16 protein-coding genes are annotated in these 20,832 nt (G+C 55.9%); 13 read left to right on the forward strand and 3 right to left on the reverse strand.

Going from position 1 to position 20,832, the window contains the following annotated elements:
- Nucleotides 1-2: 2 nt before the first annotated feature.
- Genes BUE18_RS10655 through BUE18_RS10670 form a run of 4 tightly spaced genes read left to right on the forward strand, consistent with a single transcriptional unit; the run spans nucleotide 3 to nucleotide 4,010 of the window.
- Complete coding sequence (locus BUE18_RS10655; protein WP_073475545.1) at nucleotides 3-830, forward strand: aminoglycoside phosphotransferase family protein; 828 nt, start codon at nucleotides 3-5, stop codon at nucleotides 828-830.
- A gap of 34 nt (nucleotides 831-864) precedes the next feature.
- Nucleotides 865-1,713: a class II fructose-bisphosphate aldolase gene (locus tag BUE18_RS10660; RefSeq protein WP_073475547.1), complete on the forward strand. Its 849-nt coding sequence runs from the start codon at nucleotides 865-867 to the stop codon at nucleotides 1,711-1,713.
- 42 nt (nucleotides 1,714-1,755) lie between these two features.
- Nucleotides 1,756-2,406, forward strand: coding sequence for an L-fuculose-phosphate aldolase (locus tag BUE18_RS10665; protein ID WP_073475549.1), 651 nt, complete (start codon nucleotides 1,756-1,758; stop codon nucleotides 2,404-2,406).
- Between the two features lie 26 nt (nucleotides 2,407-2,432).
- The gene (locus tag BUE18_RS10670) at nucleotides 2,433-4,010 is read left to right on the forward strand and encodes a glycerol-3-phosphate dehydrogenase/oxidase (RefSeq protein ID WP_073475550.1); all 1,578 of its coding nucleotides are present in this window, start codon (nucleotides 2,433-2,435) and stop codon (nucleotides 4,008-4,010) included.
- A gap of 757 nt (nucleotides 4,011-4,767) precedes the next feature.
- Here the strand turns inward: BUE18_RS10670 and BUE18_RS10680 are convergent.
- Nucleotides 4,768-6,132, reverse strand: coding sequence for a B12-binding domain-containing radical SAM protein (locus BUE18_RS10680; RefSeq protein WP_244549308.1), 1,365 nt, complete (start codon nucleotides 6,130-6,132; stop codon nucleotides 4,768-4,770).
- Between the two features lie 151 nt (nucleotides 6,133-6,283).
- On the opposite strand from BUE18_RS10680, the gene asd reads away from it, so the two are divergent.
- From asd to BUE18_RS10725, 9 genes are all read left to right on the forward strand, one after another.
- Nucleotides 6,284-7,405: an aspartate-semialdehyde dehydrogenase gene (asd, locus tag BUE18_RS10685; RefSeq protein WP_073475554.1), complete on the forward strand. Its 1,122-nt coding sequence runs from the start codon at nucleotides 6,284-6,286 to the stop codon at nucleotides 7,403-7,405.
- 326 nt (nucleotides 7,406-7,731) lie between these two features.
- Nucleotides 7,732-9,381 carry a pyridoxal-dependent aspartate 1-decarboxylase PanP gene (panP, locus tag BUE18_RS10690; protein ID WP_073475593.1) on the forward strand — a complete coding sequence of 550 codons (1,650 nt, stop codon included), beginning with the start codon at nucleotides 7,732-7,734 and terminating at the stop codon, nucleotides 9,379-9,381.
- 293 nt (nucleotides 9,382-9,674) lie between these two features.
- Nucleotides 9,675-10,643 carry a TAXI family TRAP transporter solute-binding subunit gene (locus BUE18_RS10695; protein ID WP_073475556.1) on the forward strand — a complete coding sequence of 323 codons (969 nt, stop codon included), beginning with the start codon at nucleotides 9,675-9,677 and terminating at the stop codon, nucleotides 10,641-10,643.
- Between the two features lie 120 nt (nucleotides 10,644-10,763).
- Nucleotides 10,764-12,497, forward strand: coding sequence for a TRAP transporter permease (locus tag BUE18_RS10700; RefSeq protein WP_073475558.1), 1,734 nt, complete (start codon nucleotides 10,764-10,766; stop codon nucleotides 12,495-12,497).
- 157 nt (nucleotides 12,498-12,654) lie between these two features.
- Entirely contained in the window at nucleotides 12,655-15,153 is a 2,499-nt protein-coding gene (locus tag BUE18_RS10705; protein ID WP_073475560.1) for a sensor histidine kinase, read from the forward strand.
- A gap of 1 nt (nucleotide 15,154) precedes the next feature.
- A complete protein-coding gene (locus tag BUE18_RS10710; protein ID WP_073475562.1) occupies nucleotides 15,155-15,793 on the forward strand; it encodes a response regulator in 639 nt (212 codons plus the stop codon).
- 139 nt (nucleotides 15,794-15,932) lie between these two features.
- Complete coding sequence (locus BUE18_RS10715; protein ID WP_073475564.1) at nucleotides 15,933-17,150, forward strand: SpoIIE family protein phosphatase; 1,218 nt, start codon at nucleotides 15,933-15,935, stop codon at nucleotides 17,148-17,150.
- A gap of 112 nt (nucleotides 17,151-17,262) precedes the next feature.
- Nucleotides 17,263-17,814, forward strand: coding sequence for a cytochrome c3 family protein (locus tag BUE18_RS10720; RefSeq protein ID WP_073475566.1), 552 nt, complete (start codon nucleotides 17,263-17,265; stop codon nucleotides 17,812-17,814).
- Between the two features lie 18 nt (nucleotides 17,815-17,832).
- Nucleotides 17,833-19,227 (forward strand): multiheme c-type cytochrome, encoded by a 1,395-nt coding sequence (locus BUE18_RS10725; protein WP_073475568.1) that lies wholly within the window; start codon nucleotides 17,833-17,835, stop codon nucleotides 19,225-19,227.
- A gap of 98 nt (nucleotides 19,228-19,325) precedes the next feature.
- Here BUE18_RS10725 and BUE18_RS10730 read toward each other — a convergent pair whose 3' ends face one another.
- A complete protein-coding gene (locus BUE18_RS10730; RefSeq protein ID WP_073475570.1) occupies nucleotides 19,326-19,733 on the reverse strand; it encodes a hypothetical protein in 408 nt (135 codons plus the stop codon).
- Nucleotides 19,734-19,920: 187 nt separating this feature from the next.
- Nucleotides 19,921-20,808, reverse strand: a complete 888-nt coding sequence (locus tag BUE18_RS10735) for a methylenetetrahydrofolate reductase (RefSeq protein ID WP_073475572.1) — start codon at nucleotides 20,806-20,808, stop codon at nucleotides 19,921-19,923.
- Between the last annotated feature and the right edge of the window lie 24 nt (nucleotides 20,809-20,832).

The raw sequence follows: 20,832 nt of genomic DNA on the forward strand, positions 1-20,832 counted from the left end.
TTATGAAATTCGAGGACTTGACGCCATTGGCCGTGGGCCGGGTTTCCGACGTGTACGTGACGCAGGATAACCTTGTTTTCAAACTGCTGCACGACTCTGTACCGGATTGGAAGGTGGAGGAAGAGTTTAAACGCTGCCGGATTGTAGACAAGGCCGGGGTTCCTTCTCCCAAGGCTTTGGAAATGCTGGACATGAAAGGCCGTAAAGGCATTCTCTTTGAGTGGGCGGGCAAGCAGGATCTCCTGAAAGCCAAGTTGGGCAATCCTTTGAATTTGTGGTCAGGGGCCAAGTTCATGGCCTCCGTGCATGCGGATTTTTTGCGCCGCGAGGCGCCCGGTCTGCCGGATATCAAGGCGGAGGCCTGGCGCATGGCCCACGAGGAGCTTCCCCAGGGGACCATCAAGCCGGAGCAGTTTGACTTGTTCCGCCGCTACCTGGACGGCCTGCCTGACGGCAACGCCATTTGCCACATGGATTTTCATCCCTCCAACATCATGCTTACGGACGACGGCGGGTACTCCGTCATCGATTGGGCCGAGGCGGTAAAGGGCTCTCCCGAGGCGGACGCGGCCATGACTTCCTTTATGCTCGCCAATGCGGAAACCGCGCCGGGCAACAGCTTTTTGATGGAAATCATCATTTCCATATTCCGCAAGGGTTTTGAAAAGCAGTACAGAAAGCACATTCAGTCCATGATGGGCTTTTCCGCGGACGGCTTCGAAAAATGGACCCTTTTGCTTGGCGTGTTCCGTATGGCCATGTGGAAGCTGGACAGCGAAAGGGAGTTTTTGACCAGCCTGATTCGGGAAAACCTGGAGAAATTGGCCTAATATGGAATCCAACAACGATTATTGAGAGACGCTCATGTTAGTTACCTTGTCCGAAATATTGGCGCCTGCACAAAACGAAAAATATGCGGTGATCGCGCCGGATTTTTTAAGCATCGGCATGCTAAAGCATTATCTGCGTGCGGCTGAAAAATACGGCGCCCCGATTATCGCCAGTTATCCACCCTTGCCCATCGACCGGTTCCGCCGTTATGACAGGTGGATAGGCAAGATCAGGACTCTTTGCCGGGAATCCAAGGTTCCGGTGTGCCTCCACCTGGATCACGGCAAGAACGTCCAAATCTGCTTGCGGGCCGTCGCCGCCGGTTTTACCAGCGTGATGATTGACGCCAGCGCCTTTGATCTCGACCTGAATCTGAAAATGACTCGGCGGACGGCGCAGGCGGCCCGCCAGGCGGGAGTTTCCGTGGAGGCGGAAATCGGCCACGTGGGCGCCAACAAAGACAGCATGGAAGGCAAGGCCCAGGAAAGCAACCTGACCGATCCGGAACAGGCCGCTTTTTTCGCCCGGGAAACCGGCGTGGACGCCCTGGCTGTGTCCATCGGCACGCTCCACGGGACCTACAAAGGGGAGCCTCACATTGATTTTGGCCGCCTGGAGGCCATTAAAGAGGCTGTGGACGTTCCTCTGGTGCTTCACGGAGGCTCGGGGACCGGCGAGGACAACCTCCGTCGCTGCGTTGCCGGAGGGATTTGTAAAATCAACGTGTTTACGGAGCTTATTAAGGCCTACTTGCCGGCGACCAAAGCGGGATTCAATCCCTTGGTGAAAGGAAACCCCGGTTTTCATCAATACAATGCGGTGGACAAAATCCTGGAATTCTATTTTACAATCTCCGGCAGCATGGGCGTTGCGTCCGCCTAATCACATATTTCAGGGAAAGCAAAAACAAGCAAAGGAGCAGCCATGTTACTTGAAAAAGAGCGGGAACAAGTGGTTGTGTACTGCCAAAGGATGATTTCCACAGGCCTGACCGTAGGAACGAGCGGAAACATAAGCATTTATAACCGGGAGCAAGGACTGATGGCCATCAGCCCCAGTTCCATGGACTACATGATCATGGAGCCGGTGGACGTGGTGGTTCAGGATTTGGACGGCAATGTTGTGGACAGCCCCCGGCGTCCCTCCTCCGAGTCCGATCTGCATCTGATCTGCTATAAAAACAGGGAGGACATCAACGCGGTGGTGCACACCCATTCCCCCAACACAACCACCCTGGCGATTCTGGGCTGGGAGCTTCCGGCGGTCCATTACAACGTGGCCTACAGCGGCGGCTCCACCATTCCCGTGGCGCCGTATCGCCTGTTCGGGACTATGGAGCTTGCGGAAGCGGCTTTGAAAACCCTGGAAGGCCGTTACGGATGCCTGCTGGCCAATCACGGCGCTCTGGCCGCCGGATCCGGCATCAGCCACGCTTACGCCCTTGCTGAGCAAATGGAGTTTTGCGCCGAGGTGTATCTGAAAGCCAAAGCCGCGGGCGAGCCCAATGTTTTGAGTGAAGAGCAGATTATTGAAGTCATCGGCAAGTTCATTGCCTATTCCAGCCAGGAAAAATAGCAACCTGAAGCGCGGACGGACGAATCATGCAGTACACAAGAGAAGACATAGTCAAAAAAATCAACGCGGAAGATTGGGACCTGATCATCATCGGAGGCGGCGTCACCGGCGCCGGCATCCTGCGGGAAGCGGTCCGGCGAAACCTGAAAGCCCTGTTGGTGGAGCAGCGCGATTTCGCCTGGGGCGCCTCCAGCCGGTCCGGCCAGTTGGTGCACGGCGGCCTGCGATACCTCCAGCAGGGGGATTTCATGCTCACCTATCAGTCGGTCCGCGAGCGGGAAATGCTCTTGCAGGAGATTCCCGGCCTGGTCAAGCCTTTCGGGATGATGATGGCCGTTTATAAAGGCAGCCTGCTGCAGCGCTTGATCGTCCAGGCGGGCCTTTTGACCTACGATGTCATGAGCCGCAAATTCCGGAAACACACGTATTCGGTCAAGGAAATGCTCCAGCGCTTTCCCGGCCTTAGGGAAAAAGGGCTGGAATGCGGCCTGCTTTTTTACGAGTCCGTGACGGACGACGCAAGGCTGGTGTTGCGGGTTTTGCAGCAAGCCCGGGAAGAGGGCGGAGTCACGCTGAATTATTGCAAGGTCACGGATTTATTAAAGGATGACGGCAGGGTGTGCGGCGTGGAACTGGAGGATTCGGTTTCGGGCGAAAAAATGCAGGCCAAGGCCAAACAGGTTATTAGCGCAACAGGCGCCTGGGCGGACGACTTCCGCAGCAAGGTCAGAAGGAAGAACTCCAAGCATATGCGCCCGTTACGGGGCAGCCACCTGGTTTTTTCCGCGGACAGGCTGCCGGTAAGCCAAAGCATTGTCATTACCCATCCGGTCAGTAAACGGCCCGGATTTATTTTTCCCTGGGAAGGCCGTGTCATCACGGGCAACACGGACATCGACCATCGGCAAAAGCTCACCGAAGAGGCTTTCGCAACCTCCGGCGAGGTGGATTATTTGCTGGAAAGCGTCCGGCATCACTTCCCGGACCTGGACATAACGCGCAAGGATATTATAGCTACCTATTCGGGCGTCCGTCCCGTGGTGGGATCGGGCAAGAAAGACCCGTCCAAGGAATCCCGCGATCATGTGGTCTGGCAGGAGGACGGATTGCTGACAGTCACCGGCGGCAAGCTGACCACCTTTCGGCTGATCGCCCTGGACGCCTTGAAGGCGGCCCGGCCCGCCCTGGGGGATTTGCCGGACCTGGACAAAAAGCAGCGCGTGTTTTCGCCCGTAAAACCCTTGTCCGCCGAAGCCGCGGGCCTGGGCCGGGAGTCCTTGACCCGCCTCCAGGGCAGGTACGGCGCCCGGGCTCAAGATTTGATCAAGGACGCCCAGCCCGGCGAGTTGGAGAACATTCCGGGCACGGAAACCCTCTGGGCGGAGTTGCGCTGGGCCGCAAAAAATGAAATGGTAGTGCATTTGGAGGATTTGATGCGCAGACGCACCCGCATTGCAGTTTTATTAAGGCAGGGCGGAGCGTCCTATATGCCCGCAATAAAGGAAATTTGCCAGCCGCTTCTTGGCTGGGACGACGAGAAATGGAGTCAGGAAGAGAAGCAGTATTTGCAATCGTGGCAAAAGTACAATGGGGTGAAATATTGAATCAACTTGGAACAGGAACTTGCCGCACGAACTAGCCCCTTGGGGAGGGATGACGTTCCTATTGCAGAAAACTGATTCTTGCCTGATGAAATGACGCAGGGCCGTCCTGCCCGCCTTAGCTCCTTAAAATCCCAAAACAGGAGGGCGGGCGGTCCTGCGTAAACGCAATTCTCAAACTCGCCTATTTATACTAATTGCTATTATTCGAGTGGTTATTCGGTGCGTTCTCCGGGCGCTCAAAATTTACTTCGCTAAAATTTGGAAAGTCGCTGGACCCCGTTTCCAGGAGCGCGTCATGATGATTGCAAATAGGGCCAATCAACCCGCAGCTTCCCTCCACGGGGATGACAGAGAGCGTCGGCCGTAGCAGCCGTCCTGCCTTGTTGGGTTTCGCGGCGGCGATGCAATTTTATGATGCATTTAAGCAAGACGCATTTTTCCCGATTCAACATTCTGTTTCAATGCTCTACCCAACCTACTTTTTATCCATAAAAATAGTAGGTTGGGTAGAGCTTGCAGAACTATTCAAACGAAGGCTGTCCAGTCCTCGCCGAAATAATGACCAACGTCGAAAACATGCGTGCGAAACCCAACAAATGGATGAGCGCTCCCAAAACTGATTGTAGCCCGGGAAAATCGTCATCCCGGCAAGAGGCGGTCTGCTTTTTAAGACCGCCCCGCAAGCCGGGACCCAGCGCCTTCGGGGACTTATCTGGGAGCATCATTACTTGTTTGAAGGCGCCTTGTTATCAGAGTTTTAGCCCGCACACAGATTTTTCAGTTCTGAAAGGAGTTTCCATGAAAAAGGAGCTTTTTGGCAGGGAAAAACCGCCCGGTTGGTGTAAAGGGGATCCGCCTCCAGATTGTACCGGGAAGACGCCTTGGCCTCCTCCCACAAGGCCGTGTGGGGTATGGGCGTGTAATGGGTCAGCACGGGGCGTATGCCCGCCTCTTTGACGATGGATATGGACTCTTTCACGGCTTCGTAATCCTGATTGGGCAGGCCGATAAGCAAATAGGCGCCAACCACGCTGGCGTCAAAACCCGCCTCCTTCATATTCCTGGCGCCGTCCAAAAACTCTTGCCGGGTGATTTTGGCGTCCATGCCGTTTCGTTTGGAGAACACGGCCGTCTCCAGGCCCAGGCGAATGGTTTGGAATCCCGCCTGGAACATGGTTTTGGCCGTCCTGGGGGTCAGGTTGCGGATATGGACCGCGTTGGGAGTATGGAATCGGCAGTTCAGGCCTCGGGAGAGGATTTTATCCATCAGGGGCAAAAAATACTTCTCCGGCTGCACCAGCATGGCGTCGTCGTAAAACACGTAATCCCTTAATCCGTAGCGTTCGCGCCAATAAAGCATTTCGTCGAACACGGCGTCGGGATCTCTCCGCAAAAATTCCGGGTTCAAGAAGCCCGAGGCGCAATAATGGCAGCGGAAGGGGCATCCGCGGGAGGTCAGCACGGGCGCGAACACGGGAGCCCCCTCCAGATCCAAAGCGGGGTAGGGGAAGTCGTCCAATGCGCCCGATTTGACCGGGTTATCCGCGCTCCAGCCTGTATGGCGATTGGCCAGGTCCACAATGCGTTCGTCGGCCAGGCCTGTAAAAACCTCGTCAGCCCCGGAAAAATTTCGTGCGTGATCAGGCCATAAGGTCGGGTAGGTTCCGCCTAAAACCAAAGGGACGTCCGGCCAGATTTCCTTGGCAAGAGCAATGGTCTCAAACACCCCCGGATACCAATAGGCCATGAGGGACGTGACCAGGATCAAGTCCGGCTTTTCCGCGCCCGACAAATCCTTGCGCACCCGTTCGGGTTCCAGGCCGTAGCGGGAAAATCGCCGTTTGACGTCCCCGAGGATTTTCGGCGCGGGCAGGGCTTGTTTCAGGTACGGGCCGGCGCCGTAGCGATTTTTTTTCAGATGGGATGTATCCGGCCTTCCCAGGCAGTCGTAATAAGATACGGAAAAGCCGGCTTTTCGCAGGATGGCCAGGAGGTAATATAAACCCAGAGGCCTGGCCCACACGTCGTAGGCTGCGAAGTCGTGAATCCAGGGGTTTAGGCCCAGTATGCGGGGCGGGGCTGCGTTCATGGTCTTGGCGTTATGGGGTTCATCTTGAGGCATGGGAGTGCATAGCATACAAGCCAGGGCGCAGGGAAAATAAATTTTCAGCTTAACCGGATATTAATTTGACTAAATTGAAAATTCCTTTATCATTAAAGGTTAATCGCCGCGTACGGCTTTAATATATACTTAAACGAAAGGATTTGGAATCATGGCAAAAGTGGCTTTTGTAGGTTGGAGAGGAATGGTTGGATCGGTGTTGATGGACCGTATGAGGGCTGAGGGCGATTTCAAGACTGCCGGTCTTGATCCCCTGTTCTTCACCACCTCCCAGACCGGACAAAAGGCCCCGGATGTGGGACTGGGCGAGTCCCTGCTCCAGGACGCCATGGACGCGGATAAACTCCTGCCCATGGACGTCATCGTAACATGCCAGGGCAGCGGATATACCAAGGAAATGCATCCCAAACTCAGAAGCATGGGTTGGGACGGATACTGGATCGACGCGGCTTCGGCCATGCGTATGGACGACGACGCGGTCATCGTTCTGGACCCGGTGAACAGGCCCGTCATTGACAAGGCCCTGGCTTCGGGGGTGAAAAAATACATCGGCGGCAATTGCACGGTCAGCCTCATGCTCATGGCTTTGGGCGGACTGTTTGAAAACGGCCTGGTGGAGTGGATGACCTCCATGACCTATCAGGCGGCTTCGGGCGCCGGCGCCAAGAACATGCGGGAGCTCATCGCCCAGATGGCTTCCATTTCCGGCGCCAGCAAGGCGCTGCTGGACGATCCCGCTTCGGCCATTCAGGATCTTGACAGGACCGTCCTGGAAACCATGCGCTCCGGGGATTTTCCCGCGGACAATTTCGGCGTGCCCCTGGCCGGCAGCGTCATCCCCTGGATCGACTCGGAAGTGGCCGACGGCCAAAGCCGGGAAGAGTGGAAGGGCCTTGTGGAGACCAACAAAATCCTGGGAACCGAAAAGCAGATTCCCATTGACGGCCTGTGCGTCCGCATCGGCTCCATGCGCTGCCATAGTCAGGCTTTGACCATCAAGCTCACCAGGGACGTTCCCGTGGATGAGATAGAGGACATGCTGGCCAAGGCCAATGACTGGGTCAGGGTCATCCCCAATAACAAGGCCGACTCCATGAAGCTCCTGAGCCCCACGGCGGTCACCGGCGGCCTGGAAGTGCCGGTGGGCAGAATCCATAAGTTGAACATGGGGCCTGAATATCTTGGGGCCTTTACCGTGGGCGACCAACTGTTGTGGGGCGCTGCCGAGCCTCTGCGCAGGATTTTGCAAATCATCCTGGAGTTCATGGGATAGGCCGAAACAAGGCTTGTTTCAGGAAAATGGTGTGAGTTAGAACGATAAGGCCGAGGCGGGGAAATCCTGCTTCGGCCTTTTTAACGGGAACAAAGGCCGTCCCCAACCCTGATTTTCGGGCGGAGGCGCGGTTTTGTATGGCGTTTCCCCCAAAAATCCTTGAAAAGGCCTTGTATTTAACCATTCGTAAGGGTATACCGATTACCCTTGGGATAAAATCGGACCGGCGATCCGTTTTTTTCCGCGGCGAGGGGAACGCCGCAAAATGGGGCGGGTATGAGCGTACGTCCCGGTTTTTTGGGCTTCACATTAAGGGGAAAGGGAGCATGGACCGGACATCTGAGGCAAAGCGCAGGGAACTTGTAGCCAACCGCGAAACCTTGAAGCGCATTTTCATCATGCGCGAAGACGACTCGGCCAAAGCCACCTTGTTAAAATACATGGAGCAGATTTTTTTCGGGCTCCAGGATTTTTTAAAAGACCACGTAGGCATTACCGAAGAACGCAGCCTGCGTGAAATGGCCTCCCGCTTCCAAAACAGCCTGATCAGCGAACAGCCGGAAAAAAAGCTGGCCGAAGTCATCACCGAACTGGTGGAAGACATCGCCCCCCACGCCGTAAACGTGGCCTCGCCTTATTTTGTGGGCCACATGACCTCCGCCATGCCGTTCTTCATGGTCCACCTTGCCGCTTTTGTGGCCGCCCTGAATCAGAACGTGGTCAAGCTGGAAACCTCCAAGATCGTCTCCATCGTCGAAAAGCAGCTTTTGGCTAAAATCCACCGGATGATCTACCAGCAGGACGACGCGTTTTACTCCCGCCATATCCAAAGCGTGGATACGTCTTTAGGCGGATTCACCGAGGATGGCACCCTGGCCAATATGACCGCCCTGTGGGTGGCCCGCAACAGCATCCTGAACCAAACCGAAGGCTTCGCCGGCGTGGAGCAGGAAGGCATGTTCGCCGCGTACCAGGCTTTGGGCATCGAGCGGATGGTGGTGCTGGTCTCCCAATTGGGGCATTATTCCCTGCGCAAGGCGGCGGGGCTCCTTGGTCTGGGCAATAAAAACGTCATCGGCCTGCCCATTGACGCAAACAACCGGGTGGACGTGGACGCCCTGGCCAGGGCCGTCAAGGAAATCAGCGCCGACCCCAAAACCCGGATCATGGCTGTAGTGGGCATCGCGGGCGCGACCGAAACCGGGTCCGTGGACCCCTTGCCCAGGATCGCCGAAATCTGCGCCGAGCATAACATCCACTTTCATGCGGACGCCGCCTGGGGCGGTCCGACCCTGTTTTCCGAAAAGTACAAGCATCTTCTGGAAGGCATCGACCTGGCCGACTCGGTGACCATCGACGGGCACAAGCAGTTTTACATGCCCATGACCTGCGGCATGGTGTATTTTAAAAATCCCTGGGCCATGGACGCCATCGCCTATCACTCCACCTACATCGCCCGGCCCGGCTCCGTGGATTTGGGCATCAAGTCCCTGGCGGGCTCCCGGGCCTCCACCTCCTTGATCCTGGACAGCGCGCTTAAGGTCATGGGCGTCAAAGGCTACGGCATTCTGGTGGAGCACGGCATTGGGCTGGCCAAGCAATTCGCCAAGGAAATCCGGGCCAGGGAGCATTTCGAACTGGTCACCCCGCCGGAGTTGAACATCCTCACCTATCGGTACGTGCCCGCGCGTCTGCAGGAAAGATTGAAAAACGCCGAACCCAAGGAAGCCGTCAGGATCAATCAATGCCTGAACGCCCTGAACATTGTCCTGCAACGGGATCAGCGCGAGGCGGGCAAGAGCTTCGTCTCCCGGACGACTTTCCGGCGGCCGCCTGAACAAGGTGGAGACGTGGTGGTCTTGCGGACCGTGTTAATGAATCCCATGACCCGCTTGCGCATTCTCAAGGAAATTCTGGACGAGCAGGAGCAAATCTGTCAGACCAAGCTGGGCAAGGCCTTCGGCGCGATTTGCTAGCCTATTCCCGATTCGAATAAAAAGACGTCCAACCCATTTTGCAGCATTCCGGTTCACGCAGGGGCGCCGCTATATTCGTCGTCTCATGGCAATTTCAAGACTTGTTGGCTAATTCCACCTTAAAACATCTTTGTCAGAAAATTTCTTACACAGGAATCAGAGTTCCAAGAATTTTCCTGAGCCCTATCATTAATATATGATGGGTCCATCGTGGGTATTTCCGTCCCCTGGACCGGAGCGGCGGGGGATCAACTTTTATTCCAAAACAATCAGACGAGCAAAAGGAGCGTGTCATGAAAAAGCGGTTAGTTTTCTTGTGTGTGGTAATGACGGCGATGGCTCTTTGCTTTGGCGGGTCCACCGCCTTCGCCAAGATGTACAAGTTCTCCGGCGGCCCTTCCGGCGGAACATTCCAGTACTATGCCAGCGCCATTACTTCTCTGACCAAGGATTCCATGAAAGGCTCGGGCATCAAGGTCCTGGCCAGCTCCTCGGGCGGATCCATCGAGAATATTCGCCTGATCAACGCCAATCGGGCTCAGATGGCCGTCGCTTATTCCGGCCATGTTTTCCAGGCCCGCAACGGCAAGCTGAAGAATGACGACCGCAAGTACGAAAACGTGCTGGCCATGTGCTATTTTTACGGGGCGCCGGCCCAGTTGGTGGTTAAGGCCAAATCCGACATCAAAAAGACCACGGATCTCCAGGGCAAACGCGTGGGCGTCGGCAACGCCGGCTCCGGCGCTGCGGCCAACTGCGAACTGTTCTTCACGGAACTGGGCATCTGGGAAAATGTGGATCGTCGTTTTCAGGGCTACCGCGCCGCCGCTGACGCTTTCAAGAACAATCAACTGGACGCCTTCTGGGTTTTCGTGGGCTATCCCAACGCCTCCGTTATTGAAGCAGCTCTCCAGACCGACATCCGCCTGATCGACGTGTACAAAGACGCCGAGGAAATCGGCATGTTCAAGAAATACCCCTATTTCTCCAAGGTTGTCATCCCGGCCGGTACGTACAAGGGCGTGGACGAGCCCACCAACACCTTCCAGGATTCCTCCCTGTGGGTGGCAAGCCCCAGCCTGACCGAAGAAGACGCTTACAAGCTGCTTTCCACGGTGTTCAGCGACGAAGGCCTGAAGTTCATGGTGGAAACCCATAAGTCCGCCAAGGCCATGAGCATTGAAAACGGCATCAAAGGCATCATTACTCCTTTGCATCCCGGCGCTGAAAAGTTCTGGCGTGAAAAAGGCGTATTGAAATAACAACAGGGATTTCCGGGGCCGTCCTTCTGGGGCGGCCCCGCCCAAGCCCGGGGCAGGGGGCGTTTCCGGGAAAAAGACGGGAGTCTCGGGCTTTCCGCAGGGGAAGAAAACAGGTGAGCCATGTACGATACATTAAATCGCTTTGAAAAAGTTTTGTTCAGCCTCATGTCGGTTTTTCTGGTGGGGTTTTATTCGTTTTCCGCCGTGTTGAGGCCGGCTGCCAACCAGTTCCACGTCGGCATATATGTTGTCATCACGTACATGCTTATTTTTCTTCTTTATAAAAGCAAGATTCCCTTTTTGCGGGTGCTTGATTATTTGCTGATGATCCTGTCTCTTTTGGTGTGCGGCTATTTTATGTATAATTACGAGGCCCTGAACTACCGGGCCGGCGCCGAAACCGACATGGACAAGTATGTGGCCGTGGTGGGCGTTCTCATAGGCATCGAGGCGGCCCGCAGGGTGGTGGGATTCGTATTCGTCATCATTGGAATCATTATGATTCTGTACGGCGTTTACGGCATGTACATGCCGGACCTCATCGCCCACCCCGGGGACACCTTCATCGGCATTTGCACGTTCATTTATTATCAGGCGGACGGCGTGTTCGGCATCATGGCCAACGTCTTGGCCACCTATGTTTTGCTGTTCGTGCTGTTCGGCGCCTTTTTGGAAAGCTCCGGAGCGCAGAAATTCTTCATTGACTTTCCGCTGGCCGCCGTGGGCCATCGCGTGGGCGGCCCGGCCAAGGTGGCGGTCATCGCCAGCGCCATGTTCGGCTCCATTTCCGGCAGCGCCATCGCCAACACGGTTTCCACGGGCGCTTTCACCATTCCGCTCATGAAAAAGGCCGGGTTCCGGCCGCATGTGGCCGGAGGCATCGAGCCCGCCGCCTCCATTGGCGGCATGTTCATGCCGCCCATCATGGGCGCGGGCGGCTTCATCATGTCCGAGTTGACCGGGGTGCCGTATTCCAGAATCATGGTGATCGCTATATTTCCGGCGCTCATGTATTTTTTCAGCGTCTTCGTCATGATTCATTATGAAGCCAAAATTCATAACATCCGGGGCGACAAATCAGAGATCGGCGCCACCCAGATCTTAAAAAAGGAATGGTATTACACGGTCCCGCTTCTCTTAATCACCGCACTCATGCTGATCGGCTATTCCCCCGGCTTTGCGGCCGTTTTGGGAATCTGCTCCTGCATCCTGCTCAGCTGGGTGAAAAAAGATACGCGCATAGGTTTAAAAGGCTTTGTGGAGGCTTCCCGCCAGGGCGCGGAAAGCAGCCTGAAAGTCGGCGCCACGGTGGGCGTCATAGGAATAATAATCGCCGTACTAACATATAGCGGTCTGATTCTGACATTTGCCGATATCGTCATAGACATTGCCGGTGGACGCCTCTTCCTGACCATCCTGCTAATTGCACTGGCCTCCCTGATCCTGGGCATGGGGGTTCCCGTCACAGCGGCCTACCTTATCACTGCAGTTGTAGCCGTGCCTGCGCTCACCCATTTGGGCGTCAATGAAGTCGCGGCTCACATGATCGTCTACTGGCTGTCCCAGGATTCCAATATCACTCCTCCGGTGTGCATAGCGGCCTTTGCAGGGGCGACCATCGCCCAGGCCAATATGTGGCGGACGGCTTTCGCCTCTTTCAAGTTCGCCAAATTCTTGTACCTGGCGCCCTTCCTGTTTGGATACGTGCCGGGATTCTCCCTGAACGGGACCTCCGGAGACATTATCAAGGCCATGGTCCTCATTGCAATGGGAACCTGGTTTTTCGCTTATCTATTGAGCGGGGCCTGGTATTACACCCTGTTCAAAAAAGAGCCTGCTCCGTATAGGGATTAAAAAAAACATGGCCGCACGGCCGTCATAAGGGAGGCCGGGGCGCCTTTGGCGCAGGCTTTTCCAATCGCAGTCGTTCAATTTTTTCATTGGCTTGGAAATGCTCCGGTGATATTTATCCCGGAGCATTTTCCGTAATGACAATAGGGACCGGCGAAGAATGGCCATACGCTCGAATAAAAAAGAGAGCCCCGAAGGCGCCCTGAGGCAGATCGTCTCCGTGCTTGCCCTGCTGGCTTTTTTGTCCATTGTTACGGGCGGGGTGCTTTACGTTTCCTTTCTGCAAAAGGCCGCGGTGTCCGAAGCCGACCATCAGGCGGTCAACCGGATCAAACTGGTCGCCAGGCACATTTCCGATTCCTTGTCCGAAAACGAAAGGCCCGTAAAAACCCTGGCGGGCATGAGGCGCATCGTCAGGGCGCTGGAAACCACCGACCTGGAAGCCACCGAACAAGCCAACAGGATCCTGGACCATTTCAAGGAAACCCTGAACGCGGACGTCTGCTACCTGATCGACGTCACGGGCCTGACCATCGCTTCCAGCAATCGCCATTTTACGGACAGTTTTGTGGGCAAGAACTTCGGGTTCAGGCCGTATTTCCAAAAGGCCATGGAAGGCCGCACAGCCACTTATCTCGCCCTGGGCTCGGTCTCGGACAAACGCGGAGTGTATTCCAGCCATCCGGTCATGGGCTCGGACGGCGAGCTTGCGGGCGTGGTGGTCATCAAGGCCTCGGTGGATTTGATCGAAAGCTCCCTCACCTCCCGGCCCGAGGAAGACGTCCTGGTGGCGGATCCCAACGGCGTGGTGTTCATCTCCAGCAAAAAGCAATGGCTTTTAAAAACCCTTTGGCCCCTTAAGAAAGAGCAGATCAACCAGGTGCAGGACTCCCAGCAGTTCGGCCCGGGTCCATGGCCCTGGATCGGATTCAGGCCCACCGACTCCCCGGACACGGTGGAGCTGAAAGGCGCCCGTTTTCTGATGCATGAAGAGCCCATCCGCTTTTTTCCCGGATGGTCGGCCTATTACATCCAGAGCGAAGAGGCCATCTCGCAGCGGGTGTCCAGCAATCTGTTCCGGGTGACCGGTATTGTGGTCATTACCAGCATCGTGCTGGTGGGGCTTTTGGTGTTTTTGCTTTACACCCGGGCTTTGGTGGAGATCAATCGCCGAATTATGGCGGAAGGCGCCTTGCGCCAAAGCGAGGAGCGGTATCGCGCCATTTACCACAACACGCCGGCCATGCTCCACTCCATCAATTCCAAAGGCCGGCTGGTCAGCGTAAGCGACCACTGGCTCAAAGCCCTGCAATACGAAACCGGGCAGGTGATCGGCAAGCATCTGGGGGATTTCATGACGCCTTCCTCCGCCCAATACCTCAGGGAAACCATGATGCCCGAGTTTTTGCGCACCGGAGAATGCATCGACGTTTCCTATCAGTTCGTCAAGAAGAACGGCGAGGTGATGGACGTGCTGCTTTCGGCCATTGGCGAGCGGGACGAGGAGGGGCGCTTTGTGCGCTCCCTGGCCGTATCCGTAGACGTAACCGAGCAGAAAAAGGCCCAGGAAGCCCTGAACCAGGCCCAGGAGAAGCTCAGTCAGCATTCCCAGGAGCTGGAGCGGCAGGTTTTTCGCAGGACCGAGGAAATATCCAGCATTCTCAAGTATACGCCCAATCTGGTCCATATTAAAGACGCCGCCGGCCGTTACATCATGGTCAACCGGCGTTACGAGGAAATTTTCGGCATTTCCAACGAGGACGTGCGCGGCAAGACCCAGCACGAAAGCATGCCCAAGGAATATGCGGACGCATTCCGGGAGGTGGACCATAGGGTTTTGAGCGAAAAAAAGCCGGTTCGGTCGGAGTATGTGGTTCGGGTGGACGGGGAGGATCACAGCTACTTGTCCGTAAAGTTTCCCATATACGACGAGCAGGGGCGCATCCACGCCATCGGCGGAATTTCCACGGACGTCACCGAGATAAAAAAGGCTCAGGAAGCCCTGCGGCGCCTGTCAAACCGCATGATCATCAGCCAGGAGGCCGAGCGCCAGGCCATCGCCCGGGAGCTTCACGACGAACTCGGCCAGATCCTCACCGTGCTTCGCATGGATGCGGTCTGGTTTAAAAAGCGGTTGAAAGATTCCGACGCCGCCACGCAGAAGCGGGCCTCGGCCATGTGCGAATTGATCGATAAAACCATTGAGGACGTGCGAGGCATCGCCGTGCGCCTGCGGCCGGGAGTGTTGGACGACTTGGGCCTGGTGGACGCCCTGGAATGGTACACCAGCGATTTTGAGCGCCGCACCGGCATTACGTGCATTTTTGAGCATGATAATATTCCCAATTTAGGCAACGCCATTTCCACCGCCGCCTACCGGATCGCCCAGGAGGCGCTGACCAACGTGGTGCGCCACGCGTCCACGGACCGGGCGGATGTGAGCCTTTCCTTTGACCAGGAAGAATTCACCCTGGTAATTTCAGACAACGGAGTGGGCTACGACGGCGGCATGGTGGAAGAATCCGAAGGCCTGGGCATCGCCGGCATGAGGGAGCGGGCCATGCTGGCCGGCGGAACCTTGGAAGTGGAAGCGGGCGAGGACGCCGGGAGCCGGATTATTTTTCGGATTAAGGTTTCTGGGGCGAATAAGGAGAAGTAGCGTGATACGGGTTTTGCTTGCAGACGACCATGTAATCGTCCGGGCGGGCTTGCGCCGGATTATCGAAGACAGCGAGGACATCAAGGTCATCATGGAAGCCTCCAACGGCAAGGAAGCCATTGACCTGACCCTGGAGCATTGCCCGGACGTTGCGGTCGTAGACATTTCCATGCCCGGCATGGACGGCCTGGAGGTGGTCGGCAGGCTGCACGCCGAACTCCCGGACCTGCCCATGCTTATCCTGACCATGCATGAAGAGGAACAGTACGTGGTGCGCGCCATCGAAGCGGGCGCCATGGGGTATATGACCAAAAAGTCCGCGCCGGAGCAGCTTGTCACCGCCATCCGGAAGCTCCACTCAGGAAGCCGCTTTCTTACCGAAGAGGCCGCCGAGCTTTTGGCTTTGCGGGTTTCCAGGTGGTCCAAGGGGGGCTCGCTTCTGGACTCCCTGTCGAAAAGGGAGTTGCAGGTTTTGCGCCACCTGGCCTCCGGCCATACGAACCGGGAGATTGCAGACTCCTATCATATCAGCGTAAAAACCGTGGACACCTATCGCGCTCGTCTGTTAAAAAAACTCAACCTGCGCAATAATGCGGATATCTCCCGGTTCGCTATTCAGAACAACTTGATCAATCCTTGAGCAAAACCGGTCGCCGCCGGCCTTTTAAAATTTTGAAAATTTGCACGCCTTGAATTTGTGCTATATGTTGACAATAGGGATTTTTATAATTCTCACTCCAAAATTATTTTCGGCCCGGACAACCGGGCTTTGAGGGTGGATGACACAGGAAATCAATGAACTCAAAGAATCCAGGGAGTTTTTAAACCTGCTCCTGCATAACATCAACACAGCCGTGCTGGTGGTTAACGAAGAAATGCGCATTCAGCAGGTGAACGGATTCTTCAAAAGCCTTTTCGGCATTTCCGACATGGAGGACCCGGACCTTACGTTCGGCCAGGTCGCGGGCTGCACTTTTTCCGTGGAGGAAAACAAGGGCTGCGGAAAAACCACCAAATGCGCTCAATGCGCCTTACGGAAAAATTTGGTCAACGCCCTGCTTAGCGAGGTGCCCGCGGACAAGGTTTCTCTTTCCCGCACCTTTTACATTGACGGCGTTCCCCAGGAGAAGCACCTGGAGTTTTCCACGCGATACATCCGCTTTCATGACCGGCCCATGGTGCTGGTTCTGATTTATGACGTCACGGAGCTCACGCTTCAAAGATTGCGCTTGAGCGAGAAGCAGGAGCAGGTGCAGCGCGATTTAAAGAGCGCTGCGCTGATTCAAAAAGGGTTGCTGCCTACCTCCGCGAATTGTCAAAACGGCCTGGAACTGGGCTGGAAATTCGCTCCATCCACCCATGTGGGAGGCGATATTTTCAACGTTCTCCAGGCCCCGGGGCCGCTGACCGCATTGTACATGGTGGACGTGTGCGGCCATGGCGTGGCCGCCTCCCTGGTGGCGGTTACCATCTCCCAGCAATTGCAAAACCTGTCGTGCCGCCATTGCGGGGGGGCGCTTCCTTTGCCTCCCGCAGCCGTCCTGAACGAGTTGGAAGAGGTTTTTCCCTTTGAACGGTTCGACACCTTTTTCACCTGTGTGTACGTCCAGGTGGACGAAGCCAGAGGCCTGGCCGCTGTCTCGGCGGCGGGGCATCCCGCGCCTTTATTGATCAAGCGGGGCGGAACCGTGGAGAAAATTGCCGCCAAAGGCCCGGCAATAGGTCTGGGCTCCTACAGCAAGTACGATCAGGCGATTGTGGATTTCGGCCCCGGGGATCAGATTTTGCTGTATACCGATGGTGTGACCGAAGCATTGGGGATGGATGACACCCGTTTTGGGACGGAGCGGCTTTTGGAAATCGCCGCAGAGCATGGAGGGGCCCCTCCCCAGGAATTGGCCGACGCGGTTTTTAAGGCGGTCGCACAATTTGTGGGGCCTGTGGGCTTTGATGACGACGTGAGCATTATGACCGTCAGGTATATGCCTTCCTATTAATTTAAACTGCCGCTTGCCTGAAAATATTAAGTAGAAAAAACCTTGACCTGCCTGTCCATGCCTTTTACCCTGAAAAAGAGCATATAATCCTTTACAAAAAAAACGGGCGCTTATGAAGAGGTATCTCAAACCTGCTTTGCTGATTCTTTTCGGGCTGGTAGTCGCTTTTCCTTTATTCAGCCTGACCTACTACACCATGGTGCGCACATCCACGCCTCAGTTTTGTGCATCGTGCCACGAAATCCGTCCCGCCTACGACTCCTGGAAGACCTCCACCCACGTCAACAACGACAAAGGCTTTGTGGCCGATTGCATGGACTGCCACTTGCCCGCCCCCCACGACACCTGGGATTTCTTTTACGCAAAAACAATGCATGGTCTGAAGGACGTCGCCATGCATTTTGCCGGCGGCGAATACGACCGGGCTGAGCAGCGGGAAAAAGCCTACGCCGCCTTTAAAAACGACCAGTGCATGAAGTGCCATCGCAACCTTTTGTACATCCCCAACAAGCGCGGCGCCATGTTGGCCCACCGGACCGTGGTCTACCCCAGGCCGGGATATGAAAAACGCTGCGTGGACTGTCATAGAAACCTGGTCCATGTGGATCGGGAAGTATACGGATACAGAGAAAATCAGCCCCCATACCGGGGCCTGGGACTTTAAATCAGATAGGGAGGCGTCATGAACCGGAAATTTTCCAAGCTCGTTTTATTCGCGTGCATTTTACTGCTGGCCTTGGCGTGGGGCGCCGTCACGGCCGCTGAGCAGGCGAACATGCCCAAGGCAAAGGAATTCAGGATCGAGCGAAGCATGTCCAAAGAGGCCATGGCCTGCCTTCAATGCCACAAGACGGAACACCCCGGCCTGTTTGCGGATTGGGCTGGCAGCAGGCACGCCAGCGCCAATATAACGTGCCTGGATTGCCATCAGGCGGAGGAGCATGACGCGGACGTCTCGCAAATTCATTTCAAGCAATACGAACGGGGCGACAATCCCTGGGGCAGCAAGGAATACCGCGTTCCGGTCGCTGCGGCGGTCACTCCCAAGGATTGCTCCCGCTGCCATCCGGACGAGGCGGTGCAATACTCCAAGAGCAAGCATGCCAACACCACGGAAATCATTTGGAAAATCGATCCGTGGCTTAACAATGGCATGAATTCCGACCTGGAGCGTCAGTCCGGCTGCTTCTACTGCCACGGCACGGTGCTTAAAATCAAGGACGGCAAGCTGGATCCTTCCACGTGGCCCAATGTGGGCGTGGGGCGCGTCAACATGGACGGAAGCCTGGGAAGCTGCACAAGCTGCCACACCCGGCATCGCTTCTCCGTCATGGAAGCCCGCAAGCCCGAGGCCTGCGGCCAGTGCCACCTGGGTCCGGACCATCCGCAAATAGAGATTTATACGGAATCCAAGCACGGGGATATTTATGCGGCGTTCGGCGACGACTATAACTGGAACGCCTCCCCCGGAACCTGGACGCCCGGCGTGGATTATCGCGGCCCCACCTGCGCTTCCTGCCATATGTCCGGCGCGGGGACGGTCATGACGACCCATGACGTCACCGAACGCCTGTCCTGGGAGCTCCAGGCGCCGTTGACCGTTCGTCCCCAGGATTTCAAACCCTTCCCGGCTCAGAGCAACTGGCAGGAGGAACGGAACAAGATGCAGGAAGTCTGCATGCAATGCCACGGGAAAGCCTGGGTGGAAGACCATTACACCAAAATGGACGGCGTGGTCGGCGAATACAACGACGTGTACTTCAAACCGGCCAAAGCCAAGCTGGACGAACTCTACGAAAAAGGCCTGCTGGACAAATCCAGGTTCTTCGACGAAAGGCTTGAGGTGGAGTATTATGAATTGTGGCATCATGAAGGCCGCAGAGCCCGCATGGGCACGGCCATGATGGCTCCGGACTACGCTTGGTGGCACGGCTTTTATGAGTGCAAAAAACGCTTCAACAACTTTATGGAAGAAGCCAATCACCTGATTAAAACCGGCGAAAAAGCCTATGTGGCAAAAGACTATCCCAACGCCACGGGCGACACCACAAAGCCGAAGGAGATCTTCGGCCAATAAACCGGGCGCAAACCGCGTCAGTCAGAACGCATGAAATATAAAAAGGGGCATGGAAGCAAGCCCCTTTTTTGCGTCAAAAATTTCAGGAAATGTGTGGGCTATTGTTTGGCTTCCCGCAGGGAGCTTAAAAACATGCCAATGCCCCCGAACAAAAGCACCAGGATCGTTATGATGTCAAAGGCGCTCATGTGCTTCATGGTCAGGTGGATGCTGGTTATGACGCCCACTGTCAGCATGACCAGGGAGGCTCCGGCCAGAACCCAGCCGATCAGGCTTTTTGAATTGTAAAAAATGTAGCCTATTCCAAAGATGAAGGGGATGAGGACCATGCCGCTGGTCAGGCGCAGGTTCCACGATCCCAACCCGAATGTATAAAGTCCGTATCCCAGGCCGAACCCGCTGCGCACCGTGATGTTATCCAGGAATAAATACCCCCCGGCCACGATCATGATCAACCCAAGGACGAACCTGCCCGTCCCCCCGCTCGTTCCTCCTGCTCCTCGCATAGAACCCGCTCCTTTTGCACTGCGTTGCTTTGGATCAGCCGCCCCCGCGGTTTGGATGAAAGGAACGCCTCGCTCCTCTGCGTTCCGGCCTGAAATGTATCATGGAGAGGTCTGCAAAGCAAGACGCCGCAGCAGGGATAAATTCCCTGTGCGGCGCAGGTTTACTAAAGAAGCTATTGAGCGTTTTCTATAGCAATCCTCCGGCGGCCATAATGTCCGGCACAAGCTCCTCTTTGCCGATAGCCATGATGTGCACGCCGTCGCAGATGTTTTCATCCACGATTTGTTTGATCTGGCGGCCTGCTATCTGGATGCCCTTTTGTATGGCGCCGCCCTTGGGGGCGGAGGCCATTTCATCGATAAACTCCTGGGGCACGGTCACGCCTGCCACGTTTTTGTTCATGAATCTGGCCATGGGCGCGGAGGTGAGGAGGATGATTCCGGCCAGCACCTTCACTGGAAATTGGCGGGCGTATTCCATGAAGTTCTTGAAATTCTCCAGGTCGTAGACCGCCTGGGTCTGGATGAACTCCGCCCCGGCTTCTATCTTTTTTTCAAACTTGATCAACTGGGGCTGGATGGGGTTGGCCTCGGGCGTGACGATGGCGCCGGCGCAAAAGGATACGGCGCCGTCCAGGTCGTTCCCGGCCATGTCCTTGCCTTTTTCCAACTTGCGCACCGCCGCGACCAACTGGCTGGAGTCCAGGTCGAACACGCCTTTGGCGGTTTTGTGATCGCCCAGGACCACGGAGTCTCCGGTAAGGCACAGCACGTTGTTTATGCCCCGCTGATGGGCGAACAACAGGTCCGCCTGGAGCGCCAGCCTGTTCCGGTCCCGGCAGGTCATTTGCAAAATGGGCTCTCCGCCCATTTCCTTGACCATCAAGGCCGCGCCCAGGGAGGGAAAGCGCATGACCGAACTCTGGTGATCCGTCACGTTCATGGCGTCCACCTTGTCCTTGAGCAATTCAATATGGTGGGCCATTTTTTCGAGATTCACGCCTTTGGGCGGTGCAACCTCGCTGGTGACCACAAATTTACCCTGGTCCAATGCCTGTTTGAATTTGGACGCCATGAGCGGACTCCTTTTTCATCAGGT

Source organism: Desulfatibacillum alkenivorans DSM 16219, from assembly GCF_900142135.1.
GTDB lineage: Bacteria > Desulfobacterota > Desulfobacteria > Desulfobacterales > Desulfatibacillaceae > Desulfatibacillum > Desulfatibacillum alkenivorans.

What these genes read in the sequence shown, in the direction of transcription:
- BUE18_RS10680 (WP_244549308.1), bottom strand. Translation starts at nt 6,132, where the DNA reads ATGCCTCAAGATGAACCCCATAACGCCAAGACCATGAACGCAGCCCCG.
- BUE18_RS10705 (WP_073475560.1), top strand. Translation starts at nt 12,655, where the DNA reads ATGGCCATACGCTCGAATAAAAAAGAGAGCCCCGAAGGCGCCCTGAGG.
- BUE18_RS10735 (WP_073475572.1), bottom strand. Translation starts at nt 20,808, where the DNA reads ATGGCGTCCAAATTCAAACAGGCATTGGACCAGGGTAAATTTGTGGTC.
- BUE18_RS10700 (WP_073475558.1), top strand. Translation starts at nt 10,764, where the DNA reads ATGTACGATACATTAAATCGCTTTGAAAAAGTTTTGTTCAGCCTCATG.
- BUE18_RS10720 (WP_073475566.1), top strand. Translation starts at nt 17,263, where the DNA reads ATGAAGAGGTATCTCAAACCTGCTTTGCTGATTCTTTTCGGGCTGGTA.
- BUE18_RS10670 (WP_073475550.1), top strand. Translation starts at nt 2,433, where the DNA reads ATGCAGTACACAAGAGAAGACATAGTCAAAAAAATCAACGCGGAAGAT.
- BUE18_RS10660 (WP_073475547.1), top strand. Translation starts at nt 865, where the DNA reads ATGTTAGTTACCTTGTCCGAAATATTGGCGCCTGCACAAAACGAAAAA.
- BUE18_RS10655 (WP_073475545.1), top strand. Translation starts at nt 3, where the DNA reads ATGAAATTCGAGGACTTGACGCCATTGGCCGTGGGCCGGGTTTCCGAC.
- asd (WP_073475554.1), top strand. Translation starts at nt 6,284, where the DNA reads ATGGCAAAAGTGGCTTTTGTAGGTTGGAGAGGAATGGTTGGATCGGTG.
- BUE18_RS10695 (WP_073475556.1), top strand. Translation starts at nt 9,675, where the DNA reads ATGAAAAAGCGGTTAGTTTTCTTGTGTGTGGTAATGACGGCGATGGCT.
- BUE18_RS10665 (WP_073475549.1), top strand. Translation starts at nt 1,756, where the DNA reads ATGTTACTTGAAAAAGAGCGGGAACAAGTGGTTGTGTACTGCCAAAGG.
- BUE18_RS10725 (WP_073475568.1), top strand. Translation starts at nt 17,833, where the DNA reads ATGAACCGGAAATTTTCCAAGCTCGTTTTATTCGCGTGCATTTTACTG.
- panP (WP_073475593.1), top strand. Translation starts at nt 7,732, where the DNA reads ATGGACCGGACATCTGAGGCAAAGCGCAGGGAACTTGTAGCCAACCGC.
- BUE18_RS10715 (WP_073475564.1), top strand. Translation starts at nt 15,933, where the DNA reads ATGACACAGGAAATCAATGAACTCAAAGAATCCAGGGAGTTTTTAAAC.
- BUE18_RS10730 (WP_073475570.1), bottom strand. Translation starts at nt 19,733, where the DNA reads ATGCGAGGAGCAGGAGGAACGAGCGGGGGGACGGGCAGGTTCGTCCTT.